This is a genomic window from Klebsiella planticola ATCC 33531, assembly GCF_000735435.1.
GTDB classification, from domain to species: Bacteria; Pseudomonadota; Gammaproteobacteria; order Enterobacterales; family Enterobacteriaceae; genus Klebsiella; species Klebsiella planticola.
This window is the reverse complement of the sequence record NZ_JMPP01000029.1, coordinates 56,374-75,976: the sequence shown is the minus strand read 5'-3', so window position 1 is coordinate 75,976 and position 19,603 is coordinate 56,374. Positions and strand designations below refer to the sequence as shown.

The 19,603-nt window shown below is 56.8% G+C and carries 18 protein-coding genes; 7 read left to right on the top strand and 11 right to left on the bottom strand.

The annotated features are described in order from the left end of the window. The first annotated feature begins 8 nt into the window (after positions 1 to 8). Both minD and minE read left to right on the top strand, forming a co-directional pair. On the top strand, positions 9 to 821 hold the full coding sequence (minD, locus tag GRPL_RS11795) for a septum site-determining protein MinD (RefSeq protein WP_004863866.1): 813 nt from the start codon (positions 9 to 11) through the stop codon (positions 819 to 821). A gap of 3 nt (positions 822 to 824) precedes the next feature. Then, positions 825 to 1,094, top strand: a complete 270-nt coding sequence (gene minE / locus GRPL_RS11800; RefSeq protein ID WP_004103270.1) for a cell division topological specificity factor MinE — start codon at positions 825 to 827, stop codon at positions 1,092 to 1,094. Positions 1,095 to 1,176: 82 nt separating this feature from the next. Here minE and rnd read toward each other — a convergent pair whose 3' ends face one another. The 5 genes from rnd to yoaA all read right to left on the bottom strand — a co-directional run bounded on the left by rnd (position 1,177) and on the right by yoaA (position 7,560). Then, positions 1,177 to 2,292 (bottom strand): ribonuclease D, encoded by a 1,116-nt coding sequence (rnd, locus tag GRPL_RS11805; protein ID WP_162180084.1) that lies wholly within the window; start codon positions 2,290 to 2,292, stop codon positions 1,177 to 1,179. Positions 2,293 to 2,372: 80 nt separating this feature from the next. Further along, positions 2,373 to 4,058, bottom strand: a complete 1,686-nt coding sequence (gene fadD / locus GRPL_RS11810) for a long-chain-fatty-acid--CoA ligase FadD (protein WP_099973046.1) — start codon at positions 4,056 to 4,058, stop codon at positions 2,373 to 2,375. A 208-nt stretch (positions 4,059 to 4,266) separates the two neighbouring features. Further along, positions 4,267 to 4,848, bottom strand: a complete 582-nt coding sequence (locus tag GRPL_RS11815; protein WP_032699395.1) for a Slp family lipoprotein — start codon at positions 4,846 to 4,848, stop codon at positions 4,267 to 4,269. Between the two features lie 38 nt (positions 4,849 to 4,886). Beyond that, on the bottom strand, positions 4,887 to 5,582 hold the full coding sequence (gene tsaB / locus GRPL_RS11820) for a tRNA (adenosine(37)-N6)-threonylcarbamoyltransferase complex dimerization subunit type 1 TsaB (RefSeq protein WP_032687012.1): 696 nt from the start codon (positions 5,580 to 5,582) through the stop codon (positions 4,887 to 4,889). Between the two features lie 67 nt (positions 5,583 to 5,649). Next, positions 5,650 to 7,560 (bottom strand): DNA repair helicase YoaA, encoded by a 1,911-nt coding sequence (gene yoaA / locus GRPL_RS11825; protein ID WP_032699394.1) that lies wholly within the window; start codon positions 7,558 to 7,560, stop codon positions 5,650 to 5,652. A 131-nt stretch (positions 7,561 to 7,691) separates the two neighbouring features. On the opposite strand from yoaA, the gene GRPL_RS11830 reads away from it, so the two are divergent. Next, positions 7,692 to 8,036: a RidA family protein gene (locus GRPL_RS11830; protein ID WP_032687342.1), complete on the top strand. Its 345-nt coding sequence runs from the start codon at positions 7,692 to 7,694 to the stop codon at positions 8,034 to 8,036. Positions 8,037 to 8,093: 57 nt separating this feature from the next. Here the strand turns inward: GRPL_RS11830 and GRPL_RS11835 are convergent, their stop codons facing one another. Genes GRPL_RS11835 through GRPL_RS11855 form a run of 5 tightly spaced genes read right to left on the bottom strand, consistent with a single transcriptional unit; the run spans position 8,094 to position 13,437 of the window. Continuing rightward, the gene (locus tag GRPL_RS11835; RefSeq protein WP_032687010.1) at positions 8,094 to 9,233 is read right to left on the bottom strand and encodes an alginate lyase family protein; all 1,140 of its coding nucleotides are present in this window, start codon (positions 9,231 to 9,233) and stop codon (positions 8,094 to 8,096) included. Positions 9,234 to 9,240: 7 nt separating this feature from the next. Next, entirely contained in the window at positions 9,241 to 10,335 is a 1,095-nt protein-coding gene (locus GRPL_RS11840; protein WP_032687009.1) for an ABC transporter ATP-binding protein, read from the bottom strand. A gap of 10 nt (positions 10,336 to 10,345) precedes the next feature. Continuing rightward, on the bottom strand, positions 10,346 to 11,185 hold the full coding sequence (locus GRPL_RS11845; RefSeq protein WP_004121979.1) for a carbohydrate ABC transporter permease: 840 nt from the start codon (positions 11,183 to 11,185) through the stop codon (positions 10,346 to 10,348). Positions 11,186 to 11,194: 9 nt separating this feature from the next. Next, positions 11,195 to 12,136, bottom strand: coding sequence for a carbohydrate ABC transporter permease (locus tag GRPL_RS11850; RefSeq protein WP_077267052.1), 942 nt, complete (start codon positions 12,134 to 12,136; stop codon positions 11,195 to 11,197). An 11-nt stretch (positions 12,137 to 12,147) separates the two neighbouring features. After that, on the bottom strand, positions 12,148 to 13,437 hold the full coding sequence (locus GRPL_RS11855; protein WP_032699393.1) for an ABC transporter substrate-binding protein: 1,290 nt from the start codon (positions 13,435 to 13,437) through the stop codon (positions 12,148 to 12,150). A gap of 525 nt (positions 13,438 to 13,962) precedes the next feature. On the opposite strand from GRPL_RS11855, the gene GRPL_RS11860 reads away from it, so the two are divergent. Continuing rightward, entirely contained in the window at positions 13,963 to 15,201 is a 1,239-nt protein-coding gene (locus tag GRPL_RS11860; RefSeq protein ID WP_032695268.1) for an alginate lyase family protein, read from the top strand. Further along, the gene (locus tag GRPL_RS11865; RefSeq protein WP_032699392.1) at positions 15,201 to 17,231 is read left to right on the top strand and encodes a heparinase II/III domain-containing protein; all 2,031 of its coding nucleotides are present in this window, start codon (positions 15,201 to 15,203) and stop codon (positions 17,229 to 17,231) included. The genes GRPL_RS11860 and GRPL_RS11865 overlap by 1 nt, the downstream gene beginning before the upstream one ends. 1 nt (position 17,232) lies before the next feature. Here GRPL_RS11865 and GRPL_RS11870 read toward each other — a convergent pair whose 3' ends face one another. Then, positions 17,233 to 17,412, bottom strand: a complete 180-nt coding sequence (locus GRPL_RS11870) for a YoaH family protein (protein WP_032687005.1) — start codon at positions 17,410 to 17,412, stop codon at positions 17,233 to 17,235. Between the two features lie 88 nt (positions 17,413 to 17,500). Here GRPL_RS11870 and pabB point away from each other — a divergent pair, with 88 nt between their 5' ends. Together pabB and GRPL_RS11880 are read left to right on the top strand one after the other, a co-directional pair. Then, positions 17,501 to 18,856: an aminodeoxychorismate synthase component 1 gene (pabB, locus tag GRPL_RS11875; protein ID WP_032699391.1), complete on the top strand. Its 1,356-nt coding sequence runs from the start codon at positions 17,501 to 17,503 to the stop codon at positions 18,854 to 18,856. 3 nt (positions 18,857 to 18,859) lie between these two features. Then, positions 18,860 to 19,438 (top strand): CoA pyrophosphatase, encoded by a 579-nt coding sequence (locus GRPL_RS11880; protein ID WP_032699390.1) that lies wholly within the window; start codon positions 18,860 to 18,862, stop codon positions 19,436 to 19,438. Positions 19,439 to 19,603: the final 165 nt, after the last annotated feature.

Sequence of the window (19,603 nt, the reverse complement as noted above, 5' to 3'; positions counted from 1 at the left end):
GAATTTCTATGGCACGCATTATTGTTGTGACTTCGGGTAAAGGGGGCGTTGGCAAGACCACCTCCAGCGCGGCCATCGCTACCGGTTTGGCCCAGAAGGGAAAGAAAACTGTCGTTATCGACTTTGATATCGGTCTGCGTAACCTCGACCTGATTATGGGCTGCGAGCGTCGGGTAGTTTATGACTTCGTCAACGTGATTCAGGGCGATGCCACGCTGAATCAGGCGTTAATCAAAGATAAACGCACCGACAATCTCTATATCCTCCCCGCCTCCCAGACGCGTGATAAAGATGCGCTGACCCGCGAAGGTGTAGATAAAGTTCTCGAAGAACTGAAAAAGATGAACTTCGATTTTGTGGTCTGCGACTCTCCTGCAGGCATTGAAACCGGTGCGCTGATGGCGCTCTATTTTGCCGACGAAGCCATCATCACCACCAACCCGGAAGTCTCCTCCGTTCGTGACTCCGACCGTATCCTCGGTATCCTCGCCTCCAAATCCCGCCGCGCGGAAAATGGCGATGAGCCGATCAAAGAACACCTGCTGCTCACGCGCTATAACCCAGGTCGTGTAAACAAAGGCGACATGCTGAGCATGGAAGACGTTCTGGAAATCTTGCGTATCAATCTGGTAGGCGTGATCCCGGAAGATCAGTCCGTGCTGCGGGCGTCAAACCAGGGTGAGCCGGTTATCCTGGATGACGCGTCAGACGCAGGTAAGGCCTATGCCGATACGGTTGAACGTCTGCTCGGAGAAGAACGTCCTTTCCGCTTCATTGAAGAAGAGAAGAAAGGTTTCCTCAAACGCCTGTTCGGAGGATAAATTATGGCATTACTCGACTTTTTTCTCTCGCGGAAAAAGAACACGGCCAACATTGCGAAAGAGCGCCTGCAAATCATCGTCGCGGAGCGTCGTCGCGGCGACGCTGAACCGCATTATCTGCCGCAGTTACGCAAAGATATTCTGGAGGTGATTTGTAAGTATGTACAGATCGACCCGGAAATGGTCAGCGTTCAGCTGGAACAACGGGATGGCGATATTTCGATTCTGGAGTTGAACGTGACTTTGCCAGAAACGGAAGAGTCGAAACCCTGAGCCAAATAAACCCGACAGCCTTGGGCTATCGGGTTGGTTGGCATAGTGGCCCGGAGAGTCTGTCCGGGCTTTTTGCTGCGGCTTAGCGCGGATATTCGCTTAACAACGCCTGCAGACGATCGGCCATCAGGTCGCTTCGCCAGCCGGAAATCAGCTCAGGTCGTCCGTTTCCGCTTTTCAACTGCCAGTGCCAGTTCAGCAGCTGGTTAATCTGTCGTCTTGATGCCAGCAGCTCTGCGCTCAGCCCCTTCTCGGTACTCACTTCCTGCACCAGCGCTTTAATCTCTTTAAAGACTTTGCGGTAGCCCGGCATATCAATCAGGTTTTGCAGCGGCTCCGGCAGCGCCTCTTCAGGCAGCTCCTGGGCTTTCGCCACCAGACTTATCAGCGTTTTGCCGTGAAAACGAATTTCGCTGCCGGACAGGCCGAGGCTATCAAGTTCCCCGAGGCTCCCCGGCATATAGCGCGCCACGTTCCACAGATGCTCTTCACGAACCACAAAATTGACCGCCATATCGCGATCGCGCGCCTTACGTAAACGCCACTCCGCCAGCAGCTGCAGGCAGCCCAGTTGACGGGTGCGCAGCTGCCAGGCGTTGCCGATATCACGCCACGCCTGCGCCGGGTCCTGCACTTCCTGACGGCGTTGCTGCATCAGACGGCATTCGTCCAGCGCGGCATCCAGCCAGCCAGCGGCCTCGGTTTCCGCCATCAGCTTGCTCGCGATCGGCAGAAGATACCAGACATCCGCCGCCGCATAGTCGCACTGACGCTGGGTCAGCGGACGAGCCAGCCAGTCAGTGCGCGACTCGCTCTTATCCAGCGCAATGCCGGTATACTCTTCCACCATTGACGCAAATCCCCAGGACATCGGGCGCCCGCAAAAAGCGGCCAGAATCTGGGTATCAATCAACGGCTCCGGCATCAGGTTAAAGGTGTTGAGGAACACTTCCAGATCTTCACTGCCAGCGTGCAGGTACTTGGTGACGTCTTTGTTCAGCAGCAGCTCACGCATCGGCGCCCAGTCGGTTATCTCCAGCGGGTCAATCAGCGAAACCTGTTCACCGTCAAACAGCTGGAGCAGGCCCAGCTGCGGATAGTAGGTGCGGGTGCGGACAAATTCTGTATCCAGCGCAATCGCGGGTGCCGCGTTTGCCGCTTCACAGATGGCGCGAAGACCATCGTCGGTGGTGATCATCTGATAGTTCAAATCATGCTCTCTTAACTTGCGCCCATAAAAAACGCCGGCTTAGCCGGCGTCTGGCGACTCTCTATACCTTAGGCTTTATTGTCTACTTTAGCGCGGGCTTCGTCACGCAGTTCTCGCCGTAAAATTTTTCCAACATTGGATTTCGGCAGTTCATCACGGAATTCAACCAGTTTCGGTACTTTATATCCGGTCAGATGGCGGCGGCAGAAGGTGATCAGCGCATCTTCGGTCAGCGCTGCGTCTTTCTTCACGACGAAGATCTTTACCGCTTCACCGCTGCTGCCCGACGGTACGCCGACGGCAGCCACCTCCTGAACGCCCGAATGCTGCATCACCACATCTTCGATTTCGTTCGGATAGACGTTAAACCCGGAGACCAGAATCATATCTTTTTTGCGATCGACGATGCGCAAAAAGCCTTCATCGTCCATCACCGCAATATCGCCGGTATGCAGCCAGCCGTTTTTGATGATCTCCGCGGTCGCATCGGGACGCTGCCAGTAGCCCAGCATCACCTGCGGGCCTTTCACGCACAGTTCCCCCGGTTGACCCGGCGGCACTTCATTATCGTCATCGTCCACCAGCTTCGCTTCGGTCGACGGTACCGGCAACCCGATACTGCCGCTGTGGTAGTCAATATCATGGGGGTTAACGCTGACCAGCGGCGCGCACTCCGTCAGGCCATAGCCCTCGAGCAGATACTGGCCGGTGAGTTTAACCCAGCGCTCGGCCACCACCTGCTGCACCGGCATTCCGCCGCCGGCGGAAAGATGCAGAGAAGAGAAATCGAGCTGCTGAAACTCTTTGTTGTTGAGCAAGGCGTTGAACAGCGTATTGACCCCGGTCATCGCGGTGAACGGGTATTTTGCCAGCTCTTTTACCAGCCCCGGAATATCGCGCGGGTTGGTAATCAGCAGGTTCTGGCCGCCGAGCTCAATGAACAGCAGGCAGTTCATGGTCAGCGCAAAAATGTGGTACAGCGGCAGCGCCGTCACGACAAACTCTTTCCCACGATGCAGCAGCGGCCCGTAGGTCGCATTCACCTGCTCGAGGTTCGCCAGCATATTGCGGTGGGTGAGCATTGCCCCTTTCGCCACGCCGGTAGTGCCACCGGTGTACTGCAGGAAAGCCAGATCTGCACAGACAATGTCAGGTTTAACGTACTGCATACGATAACCGGCATGCAGCGCGCTGCGGAAAGAGATCGCATCGGGGAGGTGATACTTCGGCACCAGACGCTTGATGTACTTCACCACGAAATTCACCAGGGTGCCTTTCGCGGCTGAGAGCTGATCGCCCATCCGGGTCAGGATCACATGCTTCACCTGCGTTTTATCGACCACTTTCTCCAGGGTATGGGCAAAGTTGGAGACGATCACAATCGCCGCCGCTCCACTGTCATTCAGCTGATGCTCAAGCTCGCGCGGCGTATACAGCGGATTGACGTTCACCACAATCATCCCCGCGCGCAGAATACCGAAGAGCGCGATGGGGTATTGCAACAGGTTAGGCATCATCAGCGCGACGCGATCGCCCTTTTGCAGTCCCAGCCCCTGCTGGAGATAAGCGGCGAACGCCCGGCTGCGCTCCTCCAGCTTACGGTAGGTCATCACCTCGCCCATGTTGATAAACGCCGGTTGGTCGGCGTAGCGCGTGGCGGCATGTTCAAATAATTCAACCAGGGATTGGTAGCGGTCAGGATTTATCTCCGCCGGAACATCGGCGGGATAGCGGTTTAGCCAAACCTTTTTCACTGCATCACCTCTGAAATAGTTATTCGTCGTCATCACAGCCCCTGATCAACAAACATTCTGTTAACATTATATTAACTCAGCGTACCAGTTTATTAATTAGGCGTTTTACAGGTTGCGAAGCGCGTCACTATTTATTTTTCTTATGGGTCCAAAAATAAAGAAACAGCGGACAAGCCGCTGTTTCTTTTAGCTTACAAAAACTACAAAATCATTCAGTTACAACATTTCTGACTTCCGTAGGGCCCGGGTTGTACCAGCCCCAGCCGCCATAACCGTAAGCCCACGGACGCGGACCGATCATCCACGGGTCGATGGGCTGCGGCGGCATAACCACCTGCTGCACCACGTTCCAGCGCTTATAGCCGGTCGCATTCATCAGCATAAATTTGTACGGTGTGCTGCCGACTTTTCCGTCAACAACGCCGGTAATCGGGCCAACGACGGTCACCAGCTGGCCGCGGAAATCAACCGGGTCGAGGAAGCCGTTCACATCGGCGAAGATGCGCCCGCGTGATGCTTCGTTCAGCTCAGGCCGGGCACCGCTGTCCAGCGGAACCGTGGCGATTTCCAGACGGGTTTTACCCTGTTGATTCTGCACGTTGACGACTTTACCGCCAAAACGGGCTTCCTGACCCACGTAGAGCTGTGGCGCGGCCATGACCCGGACTAAATCTTGCTGTGGCGTCGGGCTGGAACCTTTAATCACGTCCGGCACCGACACGCATCCACTTAACGCGACGGCAACGGCGCCCGCTAATAACCAACGTACTGCTTTGTTTTGACCCGCCATGATGCGACTCCTTCTCTCAGTCTTATATTTACTGAGATTCATCCACGGCCAGGAAGTTTCTTCCACGCCACGTCGTTACGCAAATAAACCGGTTCGGCTTTGTCTACGGCAACGGTTTTCCCGGCGGCAAGCAGGTAGCAGGCCAGCGGCAGCATATCTTCCGCCGCCGGTAGCGTCATATCACCGTCGGTTAAGACCAGCGAAGTCTCCTTCGCCAGATCGGGCCAGGCTTGCCAGCCGGTCCCTACCGTTGCCCAGCTACCGTCCAGCTGTTGCAGACGTTCGCGAACGGCGTCAGGCTTCAGCACCGCTTCGCTCTCTTCGCCGTGCCAGACGCCCTGCTCATCGCGCTGATACTCAGCCCAGTACACTTCGCCCATTCGGGCGTCGATGGCCGCCAGAACGCGGGTGGCCCCGGTTTTACGCCATGCGCCCTGCGCCATGGTAGCCAGGGTCGATACGCCAATCATCGGCAGTTCCGCCCCCAGCGCCAGCCCCTGAGCAATGCCGATGCCAATACGTACGCCGGTAAAACTGCCTGGCCCGCGGCCAAAGGCCAGGGCATCGAGCTCAGTCAGTGAGACATGGCTTTCATTCAGGACATCCTGCACCAGCGGCAGAATACGTTGGGTATGTTCACGGGGACAAATTTCGAAATGAGCACAAAGGGTGCCATCATTCCACAGCGCCGCGGAGCAGGCCTCCGTGGCGGTATCGATAGCCAAAATTCGCATGAGTTGTCGCGCTCTCGCTCTAGCAGATTGACAAAATGGCGCGCAGCTTACCACATTTTACGACAGATTACCTCGCCGGCGGCACGGCGAGGAAACGCACCGCCCGGCGGATATCGCGGGTTCGCGGCGCTGGCGGCAGACTGGCGAGGAAGACGGCGCCATAGGGGCGCATCACCAGCCGGTTGTCGCAAATCACCAGCACCCCGCGATCGTCGATATCACGGATCAGACGTCCAACCCCTTGTTTCAGCGTAATGACCGCATCCGGCAGCTGGACTTCGTCAAACGGATCGCCGCCGCGCAGGCGACAGTCTTCCATTCGCGCTTTCAGCAGCGGATCGTCCGGTGAGGTAAACGGCAGCTTATCGATAATCACCAGCGATAGCGCATCGCCGCGCACATCCACCCCTTCCCAAAAGCTGCTGGTCGCCACCAGCAAAGCGTTGCCGGCGCTGACAAACTGCTGCAACAGCTGCCCTTTACTGGTTTCACCCTGTAACAAAACCGGTAGCGTCATGGTGGCGCGGAACTGCTCCGCCAGATCGCGCATCATCGCGTGCGAGGTGCACAGCATAAAGCAGCGGCCGTCGTTAGCTTCAATCAGCGGCTTGAGCATCGCGGCCAGATGTCGCGCGGCACCGGGCTGATTCGGCAGTGGCAGGTTGCGCGGCACGCAGAGCAGCGTCTGATGCGCGTAATCAAACGGGCTGGGCAGCAGCAGCGATTCCGCCTCTTCGATGCCAAGCCGCGCGGTGAAATGACGAAGATCGTCGTTAACCGACAGCGTCGCGGAGGTAAAAATCCAGCTCCCCGGTTTCTGCGCCATCACCTCTTTAAATTTTTCAGCCACGGTCAACGGCGTCAGCGCCAGGGTAAAGTGGCGGGAAGTGCATTCATACCAGTAGCTGAAGCCCGGCTGGTTGATCTCTTTCAGTCGCTTGAGCCGCGCACGATAGATCGTCGCGCGTTCAAAGGCGGCATCCAGCAGCGCCGAACGACCCAGAGACAGTTTGGCGACGTCATAGCACAGCTCCAGCGCATCATCGAGCAGCAGCAGCGCCCGCTGAATGTTGCTGTCCGCCAGCAGGTCGCGCAAATTGCCGCGATAGCCGGGCTCGCCGAGCTGCAGGCGAAAATCCTGCGCGCTCTGGGCCAGCCGGTCGGCGCACTTTTGCAGCTGCTGGGTATCTTTCAGCTCGGTGCGGTAGGCGATGGTGATATCTTTCGCCAGATCCAGCAGCTGACGGCTGGAGAGCGACTGGCCAAAATACTGGCTGGCGATATCCGGGAGCTGATGGGCTTCATCGAAGATCATCACCTCCGCTTCGGGGATGAGCTCGGCGAAACCGCTCTCCTTCACCACCATATCGGCAAGAAAAAGATGGTGGTTAACCACCACCACATCGGCATCCATCGCCTTTTTACGCGCTTTGACGACGAAGCAATCTTTGTACAGCGGGCAGTCGCTGCCGAGGCAGTTATCGTTGGTGCTGGTCACCAGCGGCCAGGCCTGAGAGTCTTCGGCGACGCTGACGCAGGTGCTGATATCACCATCAATGGTTTGATTAGACCACGATCGCAGCAAAATGACGTCGCTCAGGGTTTGCACCGGCAGATCGCCGCCGGCCAGAGTCTGCTGCTCGAGACGCTCAAGGCACAGATAATTTGATCGCCCTTTCAACAGCGCCAGCCTGCCGGTGAAGTTCAGCGCTTTTGCCACCGTTGGCAGGTCGCGACTGTAGAGCTGATCCTGCAGCGCTTTCGAACCGGTGGAGATGATCACCTTTTTGTTGGCCCGCAGCGCCGGCGCCAGATAGGCATATGTCTTCCCGGTACCGGTCCCGGCTTCAACCACCAGCGGCCGCGCCTCTTTTATGGCGTGGGTCACCGCCACCGCCATCTGGCGCTGCGGTTCGCGCGGTTTAAATCCCGGAATGGCGCTGGCCAGCTGGCCGTCTGCTGCAAAATCGTCGATCACATTGCCCCCTGGTTATTTGGACAGTGATTATGTCAGGGAGGGCGTCGTTTCACCAGCCCGGGTAGTGACGTGAGCAGAACATTATGGCAGTCTTGCCGCTGTCTGATGGAATAAAACCGAAGGAAATTAAAATGACAATTACGCGTATCGATGCGGAAGCCCGCTGGTCTGATGTCGTCATCCACAACCAGACCCTCTACTATACCGGCGTACCGGCCAACCTTGATGCGGATGCCTTTGAGCAAACCGCGAACACCCTGGCGCAGATTGACGCCGTGCTGGAAAAACAGGGCAGCAACAAGTCGCGTATTCTTGATGCCACCATTTTCCTGGCGGACAAAAGCGATTTTGCCGCCATGAATAAAGCCTGGGACGCCTGGGTAGTTGCCGGTCACGCCCCGGTACGCTGCACCGTTCAGGCCGCGTTAATGAAGCCTGAATACAAAGTCGAAATTAAAATTATCGCCGCGGTGTAAGCGGCAACTCAGCAAGCCGGATAGCCACCCGCCATCCGGCTTGCCGGTTCGTTTCTCTCAACCCGCGCACCACATTAGCTGTTCCTTCAGCTGCAGCGTCTCCTGCGGCACGCATTTCAGCGCTTCACGATAGCTGGCAGCTTGTTTTGCATACCCTCGCACAGACTGCAGCAGCACCCGCAGCGCGCTATCCCACACAATCCCCTGCAGGTCGCTGTATGGCCACAGATCCGGTTCCCGGATAAACGGCACCAGATAATCAATCCCCTGCTTCACTCCTCGCCCATCGCGGATGGCGTTCCAGCGGTCAAACTCAACGTGTTCGGCGTAGCGGTTGAGCAGCAGATGCGCCTCCAGGTTAAACAGCGAGTAGTGGAAAGGGATGGTACGTTCGAGCTCCATGGTCTGTTTGCCATCCTGGTCAATCTGCGCCGCCATCCGCTGGGTGATCCCCTGCTCGATGATCCGCGCCGCCAGCCCTTTATCGCCATAGAAAAGCGCGTTCACCGTCCGCTGGGCGTCGTACCAGGTACCGTGGTTGTTGTGCCAGACGTACTCTGAGTGGCCAATTTCGCTGTAGTACATCCAGTGGTTAAAATCGCGGAACCACTGGTGCAGGCCGATAATATCGTCGGTATCCAGCACGTTCGCCGAACTCATCAAGCCGATGGTATCAACCACCATCCACATTAAGCGGGTGTCAATCAACCCGGTACCGCGGCCGGAAACAATCCCCGGGATCGCCTGGCCATAGTTGAGATGCGGATTCATTCGCGTGTCAGCATCGAGGAACCAGCAGCGGATCTGCGCGGCCGCCGCCTGTGCGTACTGGCGCTGGCCGGTGAAGTACCACGCCAGCCCCAGGGTCAGACACCGTTCGCACATACGGATAATGCGCGAAGTATCGGTATCGTTATTTTCACACTGCGGGTTGATATGCCCGTCGCGACGAATGTAGGGTAGCCCGTTGGGACGCCGTGGGTTTGGCCACCAGTAGGTACCCAGACTGTAGTAATCGTGCGCGTCACCGCTCGCCGGCCGCAGTTTTTTGTGTACCACGCTTTCCGGCGCTTCGCGGCGCAGGATGTCGGCCTCCGACACCAGCTTGCTCAGCGCCAGCTGCAATGGCGAGAACGGCTGTTTTAAGCCAGCACGGGCGTTTTCCAGGCAGGTTTCATCAAGGGTGTACAGCTTCATCGCCACCTTAAACGCCCTCCCGGCACGCGATGCGTTGACCGCTTTGCGCATCGAACAGGTGCACGCCCGAGAGCTTCGGCTGTAGCCAGATCTTATCCCCCTCTTTTACCGCCAGACGCTGTTTGAACACCGATGTAAACGCCCCGCCGCCGGTATCGCAGAAAAGCTGCATATCCGAACCGGTGTTCTCCACCGCCGTGACCTTCGCCGCCAGCGCATCGTCGCGCGCTTCATGGACCACGTTGACCTGCTCAGGGCGAATGGCATACACCACCTGCTGACCGTCGGTCACTCGTAACCCCGCGGGCAAAGCCAGCAGTGAGGCATCTTTAAGACGCAGGCTGGTCGCGTTGCCGTTCAGCACGACCTCGCCGGGAAGCTGGTTAATCTCCGGCGAACCGATAAATCCGGCAACGAACAGATTCGCCGGCTGGTCGTACAGCTCCAGCGGGGTACCCGCCTGTTCAATTCGCCCATCGCGCAGGACGACTATCATCTGTCCCATGGTCATCGCTTCAATCTGATCGTGGGTGACGTATACCGAGGTCGTTTTCAGTCGACGATGCAATTCGCGGATCTCGCCGCGCACTTGGGTACGCAGCTTGGCATCCAGGTTGGATAGCGGTTCATCGAATAAGAAGACCTGCGGCTTACGTACGATCGCCCGCCCCATCGCCACGCGCTGGCGCTGGCCGCCGGAGAGATCTTTTGGCAGGCGCTCCAGCAACGGCTCCAGCCCCAATAGCGCCGCCGCTTCATTGACCTTCTGTTGGATATCCGCTTTCGGCAGTTTAGCCATCTTCAGGGCAAAGCCCATATTTTCACGCACCGTCATCTGCGGGTAGAGCGCATAGCTCTGAAACACCATTGCAATGTCGCGCAGCTTCGGCTCCACTTCCGTGACGTTACGCTCGTTGATGTGCACTTCCCCGCCGGAGATCTCCTCCAGGCCTGCGATCATGCGCAATAGCGTAGACTTGCCGCAGCCGCTGGGCCCCACAAGGACGCAGAACTCGCCGTCCGGGATAGTCAACGACACGTCTTTAATCACCTGCGCATCACCATACGATTTACGTACGCTATTCAGTACAACAGATCCCATCGGTAACTCCTTATCCTTTGACCGCGCCGGACATAATCCCGCGATTGAAATGTTTTTGCAGACCCAGGTAGACGATGATGCTGGGCAGCATCGCCAGCAGCGTTATGGCGATAAAAATGTTCGGCGTGATGCTCTCATCGGTACGCAGCGTGCCGAGGATCACTGGAATGGTATTCAGGCTGTCCTGGTTGACCACAATCAGCGGCAGCAGGTACTGGTCCCAAATCATAATAAAGCCGAAGGTCACCACCGTGCCGAGCGCCGGTTTCACCAGCGGCAGAATGACGTGGAAGAAAATCTGCCACTCGTTAGCGCCATCAATACGCGCCGCCTCCTCCAGCTCTTTCGGTATCGCCGACATAAATTCGGTCAGGACAAAGATGGAGAACGCCCAGCCGACGACCGGCAAAATCATCCCGAGGTAGCTGTTGTAGAGCGAGGCATCGATAAACGGCAGCCGCCAGTTAATAATCATGTACAGCGGAATCGCGATGACCTCTTCCGGCAGCATCATGGTGGACAAAATCACCAGGCTCACCAGCGCCACGCCGCGAAACTTCTTACGCGCCAGCGCATACGCCGCCAGCGCGCTGACCGACACCTGCAGAACGGTGCCAAAGAACACCACCAGAATGGAGTTCAGCAGATACTGCCAGACGCCAATATCCATCCACGCAAAGATGAAGTTTTCAAACGAGAACTGATTCGGCCAGGCCAGCAGCTCGCCCGGTTTCACCGGCGCACCGCTGAATGCCGTGGCGACGATGCCCCAGAACGGACCGACAAAGACAATCAGCAGCAGCGCGTAGATGCACCAGCGTCCTGCTGTATCCCAACGTTTACTTAACATCGCGGCTCCTTAGTAACGGGCGATACGTTTTTTCAGCGTCAGATGACAAATGGTTAAGAAAACCGTGAAGGTGAACAGCAGGAACGACACCGCCGAAGCGTAGCCATAGTCAAACTGTTCAAAGCCCAATTTATAGATGTGGGTCATGACCATTTCCGTGGCGTTAGACGGCCCCCCGCCGGTGGTGGCATACACCTCAGCAAACACGCGGAAACCACGAATAAAGGAGAGCATCAGCACCACCGAAAGCGCCGGAATCATGCCGGGCAGTGTGACGTAGCGCAGACGGTTCCACCAGCTGGCGCCGTCGACGTTCGCCGCATCGTATAAATCGCGGCTGATCCCCGCCAGACCGGCAATAAAAATCACCATGTTGTAAGGCACCGCCTTCCAGATGTGCAGCAGCATGATGACCCCCAGCGCCTGGTCGGAACTGGCAAGAAAGCCCTGGTCGGCGACGCCAAACCAGCTCAGGATGTGGTTAACCACGCCGTTGGGCGTTGGGTTGAATAAAATACGCCACATTTCGGCGACGATTGCCGCGCTGGTGACCGCGGGTAAAAAGATGGCGGTGCGAATAAAACGCAGATGGCGCGCCGGGCCTTCCAGCAGCATGGCGAGAAAGAAGGCCAGGATAGCCGCGGCAAACATCGTTACCACGACGTACAGCAGGGTGTTTACCACCGCCGCGTGCAGTTCTACGTCGGAAAAAGCGCGGGTGAAGTTATCGAGCCCTACCCACTCGTTCGGCTGATTAAAGTTGACCTTGTAAAAGCTCATCACCAGACCCTGAACCATCGGGATAAACTTAAACCAGCTGAAAATAATTAGCGCAGGCGCTAAAAACAGCCACGGGATCAGCGCCCGCTTACGCTTTGCACTCAGCCATCCGGTCGAGTAAGGCGAAGCGGCCTGCTTTATCGGCGAGGATTTCGTCTCATGCAGGGTCATAACGTAGGTCCTCAGTTAGCCAGCACATTTTGTTTTTTCAGCTCAGCGTTAACCTTGCCGTCGAGAGTCTTCAGCCCGGCGGCGATATCGCTGTTGCAGTCGGCAAAAATGCGGTTAAAGCCTTCGGCTGCCGCCTGACGCACCGGCGTCCAGTTGGGGATTTGCGGCACGTAGCGTCCCTGCTCGTTATAGAGCCGGGCGAAGGTTTCCCAGCGCGCATCCTGATAAACGTCCTTAACGTCGACGTTCTTGTTAACCGGCAGACGCACCACCGGAATATGCTGACTGCCTTTACCCATGCCGATCTCCTGGCCTTCCGGGGAGATCATGAATTCAATGAACTGGCGCGCCGCCTCTTTTTGTTGACTGCTCTTCATCATAAAGACCGTGGTACCTTCAGCGAGAGTGGCTTCGCCTTTCGGCCCCACTACCGGAACCACTTCAAAGTTGTCTTTACCCGGGTCTTTATCGAACAGCGCAATATGGTACGGACCGCTGAAGAACATACCGCTCTGCCCGGAGCGGAAGGAGGGGATAACGTCGGCGGTGGTGGCGTTAATTGCGCCCGGCTGGGTGACTTTTTCGCACATCATGGTGCGCATAAAGGTCATCGCTTCAGCCACTTCCGGCGTATTAAGCGAGGCGCTGAATTTTCCGCTCTCTTCTTTAACGAAATCGCCGCCCGCCTGCCAGATAAAGCTGCTCATAAACCAGCTGGCGTAGCCGCGCGTCGTCGAGGCGGGAACGATAAATCCGTAGGTATCATTTTTGCCGTTGCCATCGGGATCCTGGGTGGTGAAGGCTTTTGCCAGGGCCCGAATATCATCCCAGCTCCTGGGCTGCGGCAGCCCCAGTTTTTCCCGCCAGTCTTTGCGCACAAACAGGGCGAAAGTTTGCGCGGAGGTCGGTACGCCATAGTATTTACCGTCGATATAGCGAGTACTCTTCCATGCCGTCTGGAATAGCTGGTCGCCGCCGGCGATAGCTTGCGGGTCAATTTCTTCGGCAATACCCAACTGGATAAACTGCCCCAGCGAGGCCGCATCGTTAAAAATCAGATCGGGTAAGGCGTTGCCGGCAGTGGCGCGCGCCAGCCGCTGTTCAAAGTCTGTAGTGGCGTTGAAATACTCAATTTTGATACCGGTTTTTTCTTCAAACTTTTCCGCCTCTTGTTTGTAGATATTCTTCGAGTCATTGCTGGCGCGGATCCAGACGTTGAGGGTAGTCGCGGCATAGCTTTGGCTGACGCCGAGCCCAAGCGCGGTGAGAAGTAATAAGGAGCGTAATTTATTGGCAGACATGATGGCATATCCTTTATTGTAGAGCACAAAGGTAATTAAATTCTCAATTAATACATGAAAAGGAGTTTGAATATCGCTCAGGCGTTAATACAGCTGACGCAAGAAATATTTCCATTCATTAGATAGAAATGTATTTCCCAATACAACCATGCAAAAAAGAAATTGCGTTTCAAAAACAAGAAAATTGAGGCAGATCACACCAAAAAGTGACAAGAAAAGTGACAAGAAACAAATAACAATAAAAATCAACGCCTTAATAATTTATTAAATTTGTTAAAACATTCAAAAAATATAGAAAAAAGCCAAATTCCGTGATGTACCCAGCATTAAAAACGTCATTATTTATCCATAACAATAAACTTGATGGATATCACAAAAAAAATCACTTTGTCTTTTACACTGCTCGCCAGCGAACATTCAAATATATTGTTTTTAATTACACTGCCTGTTTCATGCGTCATTTAAATACGCGTCAGGTATAATTCTGCTGTTATCTTTTCTCATATTTGTAGAAGGGTTATCACGATGAACTCAATACCTCGCCGAGGTTTGTTATGCATTGCGCTGTTTTGTTCCGGCCTTAGCGCCTCCTTGTATGCCGCTGAGCCGTACACGCTAGACGGAAAGGATTTAGCCTTCAGCCGCCAGCAGATTGCCGCGAAAGATCCGCTATTTGTGCAGGCACAAGCGGCTCTGCTAAAAAAAGCCGATCTGGCGCTCAAGCATCCGCTGTTCTCGGTGATGGATAAAACGCTGGTCGCCGCCAGCGGCAACAAGCACGACTATTACAGTTTCCCTCCCTACTGGTGGCCGAACCCTGATACCAAAGACGGACTGCCTTATATTCGTAAAGATGGGCAAACCAACCCGGATGCCAATAGCGATGCCACCGATAAAAACCGGCTGGTGAAGATGAGTAACGACGTTTCAACGCTGGCGCTGGCGTGGTACTTCTCCCACGACGATCGCTATGCGCAAAAGGCAGCGGCCCAGTTGAGGACCTGGTTCCTCGATCCAAAGACGCGTATGACCCCCAACCTGCAGCATGCGCAAGCCATTCCCGGTATTAATACCGGACGCGGTATCGGCATTATTGATAGCCGGGCGCTGGTTGACGTCGTTGACGCAATCGCCCTGCTGCAATCCTCAGCTGCCCTGAGTGAAAACGACGTTAGCGCATTAAAGCAGTGGTTTGGCGACTATTACCAGTGGATGACCACCAGCCAGAACGGCTTTGAAGAAGAGAACTGGCATAACAATCACGGCAGCTATTTCGATATGCAGGCCGCCGCCTTCGCCCTGTTCAGCGGGAAAATCGACGAGGCGAAAAAGCGCCTGTACATCACCCAGCTGCGGCGTATTGCGGGTCAATTTGATATCGAAGGCCGCCAGATGGCCGAACTGGAGCGCACGCGTCCGTGGCACTACAGCAATTTCAACCTCGAAGCCTATAACCGCCTCGGACGACTGGGCGAGAAAGCGGGCGTCGACATCTGGAATTTCACCCTTGATGGCCATAGCCTGCGCAAAGGCTATCAGTACATCGCCAGCTTTATTGACAGCGATACCCCGTGGCCCTGGAAAGACATCGATAAAATGGACGACAAGAAAGCGCTGCGCAATATCGCCACCGCCGCGCACGCCTGGCCGGAAGATGCGCTGTTCAGTGACAAAGCGCAGTGGCTGCGAGCGAAATATCCCGACGATATCACTACGCTCATCGCCCCGCTTTCCGCATCATCAGAGGTCAGGGATAACCGCTAATGAAACAATTTTCTGGGCTCTGGCCCAACATTGTCGGACGTGCAGCCGCTGATAACGCACTGCTTGAACGGCTCGTGAAGGATGCACAGCCGGTACTTCAGGCAGCGGTTCTCATTCCGCAGTCAGGGATCGCCAGCTGGAATCTCTACTACTTTTGTCCGCACCACGGCGTACGCTTGACGTGGCGGGCGGGTACCCCCCACCAGCATGCCTGCCCGGTTGATGGCGAAATATTTTGCGGCGAACCGTGGGACGGCGCCTGGTGGCGCGAGATGAACGGCCGTAACGCCAGCGCATGCCAGCAGCTCGGACTGATATGGCAGTTGACCGGCGAAACGGCGTATCGCGATAGAGTTCGCACGCTGCTTATGGGTTACGCGGATGTCTATCCCGGCTATGAGATTCACGGCGATATTCCCAACAACGGACCGGGAAAGATGAACGCCCAGACGCTGTGCGAAGCCAACTGCATTCTGGAGATGGCGCTGGGTTATGACTTTATTCGCGACAGCCTGACGCCCGGCGAACAGCGACACATCAGTGAAAACCTGCTGCGCTGTGCGGCAACGTTTTTGCGCGATCATCGTAGTCCACAGATTCACAACCATGAAGTCAAAATCAGCGCGGCGCTTGGCATACTGGGTTTCGTCCTCGAAGATGACACGCTGCTGGAGTTTGCCGTTAACCAGCCGTACGGCCTGCGCTGGCAGTTGGAACACGGCCTGCTGGCGGAAGGGCTGTGGTTCGAAGGCTCCGTTCACTATCACTATTACGCGCTGCAGGGCTTTTTCGCCTTCGAGAAACTGGCGCGCGGCACCCGCTGGAGCCTGCTGGACGGCCCCTGGTATCAGGCGATGCTGAAGTTCCCGCTGTCGCTGCTGCTGCCGGACGGCACTTTCCCTCGGCTTAATGACTGCCTCGCCGGGCAGGAGAAGCTCCATCACCGGGATCTGTACGAGTTTGCCTGGTTTATCTGGCGTGACCCGCAGTACGCCGCGGTCCTGCAGTTTACCGAAACGGCGCCCGATGAGCGTGAAACCCTGCTATGGCGCGAACAGTCTCTGCCGGAATCCCCCCTGGCGCTCATCCCGCAGCAGTCGCTGTTTGCGCCGGGCGCGGGTCTGACGTTATGGCGGCGGCCGCAGCAGGCGCTATTGATCAAACACAGTCCCTGGGGGGGCGAACACGACCATTACGACCGGCTGGGACTGATGCTCTGGCATCGTAACAGCTGGCTACTCACGGATATGGGCACCACCGGCTACGGCGCGAAAATGCACTACGACTATTACAAAAACAGCGCCACGCACAATACGCTTTGCGTAAATCAGAGCAACCAGCCACCGGCCAATCCGCAGGTGTTAGGCTGGCATATGGATGACGACTCTCTGTGGCTGGATAGCGAGGTTGACTGGGGCAAACCCCCGCCGAAGCTCAACAGCCATAGCCGCGTCGAGTGGGACGCTGCGGCCTGGCGAGACGTGCGCTTCCGCCGTCGCCTGCTGTGGCTTGAAGATGTGCTGATCGATCTATCCTCCGTGGAGAACCCGCATCGCCAGCAGCTCGACTGGACGCTGCATCTGGCGGCACAGGCGCTGGATCAGAGCGGCACGGCCCAGCCCTTTTCGCTCAGCGGGCCACTGCGGCGAATGACCGAAACAACCATGACGCCGCTGAACGGCTGTCAACCGCGCCACTTTGCACGCGGTGGCGATACCGTTGCGCTCTGGCTGTCCGGTGATGGTGAACTCTGGCAAGGGCTGGCACCCGATAACCCGGCAATTCGCAATCTCAGCTATCTGGTGATACGCAATCACCTGCCGCAGGCGCGTTTTGTGTGTCTGTGGGATCTGGCAAACCGCGCGCCGCTGACGGAAGTGACCGTGCATCATACGCCAGTCGGTACGCAAATTACCTTCTGGCGCGGCGAACGCGTGACGCACGTGACGTTGTACGACGAGCCCGGGAAACGGCCTGATGCAATCCTTCCGCTCGCGGAAAGCGGCCTCTCACCTCAGTACACGGAGTAATTTACTCGTCTTCATCTTCAAAGCGCGCTACGATCCGGTCGCCGGTATGCGTGGCGCGCAGTTCACTCGCCACCAGCGCAATGGCTTCACCGCTACTCATCCCGTTAGCCATCAGCTCCTGAATACGTTCTACCGCTTTTTGCTGCTGCTCGTGGCTCAGCGAAGGTAAACCTGCAAACATGACTCACTCCTGCTACATTGTGTGGCGTAATTATTTCATGCCGCCCGCCTGATTTTCCAGAGGACGGTGACGATTAGGATCGAGGAAGATGTTGTCCCCCGCTATTATTACCCTGCCATGGCACCCGGATGCTGCCGAGCGTTACTTTACTCCTTTAAGCACGACCCCGTGGGCAATGCTGCTGCATTCTGGTTTTGCTGACCATCCGCATAACCGTTTTGATATTATCGTCGCCGACCCGCTCACGACGCTGCTGACCCGCGGCGAAACAACCGTGGTGGATGACGGTCAGACGCAGAGCAGCTCAACGGCCGATCCCCTGACGCTGCTGCAGACGCAGCTGGATCGGTGCGGATTAAGGCCGCCAGCGCATCCCCATCTGCCGTTCCTCGGCGGCGCGCTGGGGTTATTCGGCTACGATTTGGGACGCCGTTTTGAATCTCTGCCCGCGCACGCCGTCGCCGATATCGCGCTGCCGGATATGGCCGTCGGTATTTATGACTGGGCGCTGATTGTCGATCACCAGCGCCGCGAAGTATCGTTGCTCAGCTATGGCGATCCGCACGCCCGCCTGCATTGGCTGGAGGCGCAGTCTGCCGCGCCAACGACCCCGTTTGCGCTGACGTCCGCCTGGCGCTCCAATATGAGCCGCGAACAGTACGGCGAAAAATTTCGTCAGGTTCAGGCCTGGCTGCACAGCGGCGACTGCTACCAGGTCAATCTGGCTCAGCGCTTTCAGGCCAGCTACTGCGGCGATGAGTGGCAGGCATTTTGCCAGCTGAACCGCGGCAATCGCGCGCCGTTCAGCGCCTTTATTCGTCTGCAGGATGGCGCCGTACTTAGCCTTTCGCCGGAACGCTTCATCCAGCTTCGCCAGGGCGAGATTCAGACCCGCCCGATTAAAGGTACGCTGCCGCGTCTGGCCGATCCGCAGCAGGACGCCCGTCAGGCGGAGAAGCTGGCCCGCTCGCCTAAAGATCGGGCGGAGAATTTGATGATTGTCGATCTGATGCGTAATGACATCGGTCGGGTTGCCGAAGCCGGTAGCGTACGGGTTCCGGAGCTGTTTGTGGTTGAGCCGTTCCCGGCGGTGCACCATCTGGTAAGCACCATTACCGCCCGGCTGCCGGCCCATCTGCATGCCAGCGACCTGCTGCGGGCGGCCTTCCCCGGCGGGTCGATTACCGGCGCGCCCAAAGTGCGGGCGATGCAGATCATCGATGAGCTCGAACCGCAGCGCCGCAATGCGTGGTGCGGCAGTATCGGCTATCTGAGCCTGTGTGGCAATATGGATACCAGTATTACTATTCGTACGCTGACGGCCTGGCAAGGTCAGCTGTACTGTTCCGCCGGCGGCGGCATCGTGGCGGACAGCGAAGAAGCGGCCGAATATCAGGAAACGTTTGATAAAGTTAATCGTATTTTGCAACAACTGGAGAGCTAGAACATGGCGGATGGCGCCCTTGAGCTGGACGACTTTCTTTCGCGTTTTCAATTACTGCGCCCGCAGCCCTCGCGCAATGCGCTGAATCAGCGCCAGGCGGCGGTGCTGGTGCCTATCGTTCGTCGTCCGCAGCCGGGATTGCTGTTAACCCAACGCTCGCCGCGGCTACGTAAACACGCCGGTCAGGTTGCCTTCCCCGGCGGCGCAGTGGACGCCACCGATGCCACGCTGATTGCCGCCGCGTTGCGCGAAGCCCAGGAAGAGGTCGCCATTCCCCCCGAGTCGGTCGAGATTATCGGCGTGCTGCCGCCGGTAGACAGCGTGACCGGCTTCCAGGTCACGCCGGTGGTCGGCATCATTCCGCCAAATCTCCACTATCACGCCAGCCAGGATGAGGTCGCAGCGGTGTTCGAGATGCCGCTCGCTGAAGCGCTGCGTTTGGGACGCTATCACCCGCTGGACATTCACCGCCGCGGTAACTCGCATCGCGTCTGGCTGTCGTGGTATCAGCACTATTTTGTCTGGGGAATGACCGCCGGTATTATTCGTGAGCTGGCGCTGCAAATCGGGACTAAACCTTAGTTTTCTTCATCATGCCTGACGCGGCTGAAATTCCGGCCGCGCCCCTCGCTTCACCGCCCTCACTATCGCCGTCGTCGGGTGTCTGTTTCGGGTATATACTCAAAATGAGAATGCGCTCTCACCATTAGTAAATTCACCGTTACCCATTAGTTTAATTCATGTGAA